Below are 3108 nucleotides of genomic sequence, written 5' to 3'. Positions count from 1 at the left end.
AGGGCTGGCCCGGGATGGGGAGGGCGACGGCCGCGCCGGCGGATCCGGCGGCGGCCACCGTGCCCTCGCCGGGCTCGTCCCACGGGTGCGGGGCCAGGTTGAAGGTGCCCCAGTGGATCGGCAGCATCGTGCCGGACGGGGCGCCGCCCTGGAGGTCGAGGTGGGCCCGCATGCCCTCCTCGGGGGTCATGTGGATGTCGGGCCAGTACTCCGAGTAGGCCCCGATCTGGATCATCGTGGCGTCGAAGGGGCCGTGCTCGGCGCCGATCTCCTTGAAGCCGGGGAAGTAGCCGGTGTCCCCGCTGTGGAAGATCCGGTGCTCCTCGCCCGCGACCACCCAGGAGGCCCACAGGGTGAACTGCTGATTGCGCAGGCCGCGGCCGCAGAAGTGGCGGGCCGGGGTGGCCGTCAGGGAGAGGCCGGCGACCTCGGTGGTCTCGTTCCAGTCCAGCTCGCGCAGCCGGCCCGGGGCGACGCCCCAGTGCTCCAGGTGCGCGCCGACGCCCAGCGGGACGGCGAAGACCGTGCCGGTGCCGGCCAGGGCCTTGATGGTGGGCAGGTCGAGGTGGTCGTAGTGGTCGTGGGAGATGACCACGACGTCGACCTCGCCCAGGGAGGCCAGCGGTACCGGCACGGGGTGCAGGCGCCTGGGGCCGGCGAAGGGGAAGGGGGAGCAGCGCTCGCCCCAGACGGGGTCGAAGAGCACGCGGCGGCCGTCGATCTCGGCGAGGACGCTGGAGTGCCCCATCCAGGTCAGGCGCAGTCCGCTCGCCGGCGGCTTGGCCAGCTCGGCGAGGGTGGTGGGGTAGACGGGGATCGGCGCGCCGGGGTTGCGCCGGATCCGCTGCTCCTTGTGGAAGTAGATCTTGGCGAACTCCAGCATCGAGCCGGCAGGCCTGGTCCGGGCCCCCACCGGGTTCTGGAAGACGCCGTCGGCGAAGTTCGGCGAGCGCAGGATGCGCTCCAGCCGTGCGCCGGACGGATCCGCGCCGAAGGCTTCGGGCCGCAGGGCGCGCAGCCGGGGACGCAGGGGAAGGGAGCCGGTCAAGGCGCCTCCTGGGTAGTGCGGGTGGGGTGGGGCGGGGTACGCCCACGACCATCCCAACGCGCACCGGGTTCCCAGGATTCCGCCCGCGGTGTCCCGGCGGTGTCCCGCCGCGCGGGCGGAGCGGTGGCCGGGACCGGCTGGGGTGCCGGGCCCGGCCACGGGGCTACAGCGGGAGCAGGTCCGGGCGCTTCGCCTCGACGTTGTCGCCGGAGGACTCGCCGCGCAGGCGCCGCCCGATCCAGGGCACGAGGTGCTCGCGCGCCCACTGGATGTTGTCCCGGGTGACGTCGACGGAGCCGCGGGGCGCGGCCGGCGGCCAGGGCTGGTCGGGATCGGCCGGGACCTCGTAGCCGAGGACCTGCGCGGCGCGCAGGGCGACGCGGGTGTGGCCCTCGGGCGAGAGGTGGAGGCGGTCGCCGTCCCAGGCGCGGCGGTCCTGTACGGTCTTCAGCGACCAGAGGTCGAGCACCGGGCAGCCGTAGCGGTCGGCGATGGCGCGCACGTGGACGTTGTACGTCGCGATCTTGCCGCGCAGGTGCTTGAGGACGGGAACGCCCCGGGTGTCGAAGCCGGTGGTGATCATGACGAGGCCGACGGCGCCGGTGAGGTCGGCCACGGCCGCCTCGAAGCGCTCGGCCACGTCGTCGGGGTCACTGCCGGGGCGGATGATGTCGTTGCCGCCCGCACAGAAGGAGACGAAGTCCGGGGCCAGTTCCTTGGCCCGGGGAACCTGCTCCTCCACGATCTGGTCGAGCACCTTGCCGCGTACCGCCAGGTTCGCGTACCGGAAGTCGTGCTCGTCGCGCTGATCCGCCAGGAGTACGGCGAGCCTGTCCGCCCAGCCGAGATACGAATCCCCGGGTCCCGGGTCCCCCACGCCTTCGGTGAAGCTGTCCCCGATCGCCGCGTACGAGCCGATGGTCTTGAGTGTCGTCTTCGTCGCTGCCACGGGAACCCATCCTTCACCCCCGTCCCCAACCTACGCCAACGTAATGAGGGCTTGACGGACCGTGATCTATACCACGCGGGGGATAAGGAATAAGTACACGTGGGGCCGGGACCCCCCTCGGGTCCCGGCCCCACGTGTGCCGGCGCTCCGCCGCCGGGGCGGCCGTCAGACGCTGACGCCCTTCGAGCGGAGGTAGGCCAGCGGGTCGATGTCGGAGCCGTAGGACGGGCCCGTGCGGATCTCGAAGTGGAGGTGCGGGCCGGTGACGTTGCCGGTGGCACCGGAGAGGCCGATGCTCTGGCCGGCGGTGACGGTCTGGCCCGCGGAGACGTTCAGCTGGGAGAGGTGGCCGTACTGGGAGTACTTGCCGTCGGCGTGCCGGATGACGACCTGGTTGCCGTAGGCACCGCCCCAGCCTGCGGAAACCACGGTGCCCGCACCCACGGCCCGGACGGTGGTGCCGGTGCTCGCGATGAAGTCGACGCCGGTGTGGTAACCGGAGGACCACATGGCGCCGGGCGTGCGGTACTGGGTGGAGATGCCGCCGCTGACGGGGGCGACGAACCCGGCGGCGCTCGCGGGCGCGGACTGGGCGGCGGGCGCGGACTGCTTCATTCCGCGGGACGGGGCGGCGGAGCCCTTCAGCGGCACGCCGCCGGAGCCGGCGGAGGCGGCCGAGCCGGCGCCGTCGTCCTCGGCCGGGGCGGCCCCGGCCGCGTCCTCGCCGGGCGCCGGAGTCCCGCTCGAGGATTCCTCGGCGGGCGCCCCAGACGTCTTGGGGGCGGCGGCGCCCTGTCCGCCGAGGGTCAGGCGCAGGCCCGGGTGGATGAGGGACGGGTCGTCGCCGACGGCCTCGCGGTTGTCGGCGTACAGCCGCTCCCAGCCGCCGGAGAGGCCGCGCTCGGCGGCGATGGTCCAGAGGCAGTCGCCGGACACGACCGTGTAGACGGACGGGGCGGCGGCGGGGGTGACGGCGGGGGCGGCCGTCCGGAACGCGGCCGGGGCCTGGACGGGCGCGGCGGCCGGGGTGGCCGCGGCCGGAGCGGCGGCGTGCGCCCCTGCGGCGCCCATGAGCGGCAGCGCGAGGGCCGCGCCGCCGGTGCCGGCGAAG

Annotated in this window: 3 protein-coding genes; all 3 read right to left on the bottom strand. The window is 74.4% G+C overall.

The features are described from left to right. Positions 1-1048, bottom strand: a 1048-nt coding sequence (locus tag VR44_RS37860; protein ID WP_045952215.1) for an MBL fold metallo-hydrolase, incomplete at its 3' end; no start/stop codon positions are given. 163 nt (positions 1049-1211) lie between these two features. Beyond that, a complete protein-coding gene (locus VR44_RS37855; RefSeq protein WP_045952214.1) occupies positions 1212-1997 on the bottom strand; it encodes an SGNH/GDSL hydrolase family protein in 786 nt (261 codons plus the stop codon). Positions 1998-2162: 165 nt separating this feature from the next. Beyond that, positions 2163-3108 (bottom strand): LysM peptidoglycan-binding domain-containing M23 family metallopeptidase (locus VR44_RS37850; RefSeq protein WP_045952213.1); only part of this gene is annotated, 946 nt, incomplete at its 5' end.

The sequence above is a fragment of the Streptomyces katrae genome (assembly GCF_000966975.1).
GTDB classification, from domain to species: Bacteria; Actinomycetota; Actinomycetes; order Streptomycetales; family Streptomycetaceae; genus Streptomyces; species Streptomyces katrae.
The sequence above is the reverse complement of the archived record's forward strand: the minus strand, read 5'-3'. Positions and strand labels throughout refer to the sequence as shown.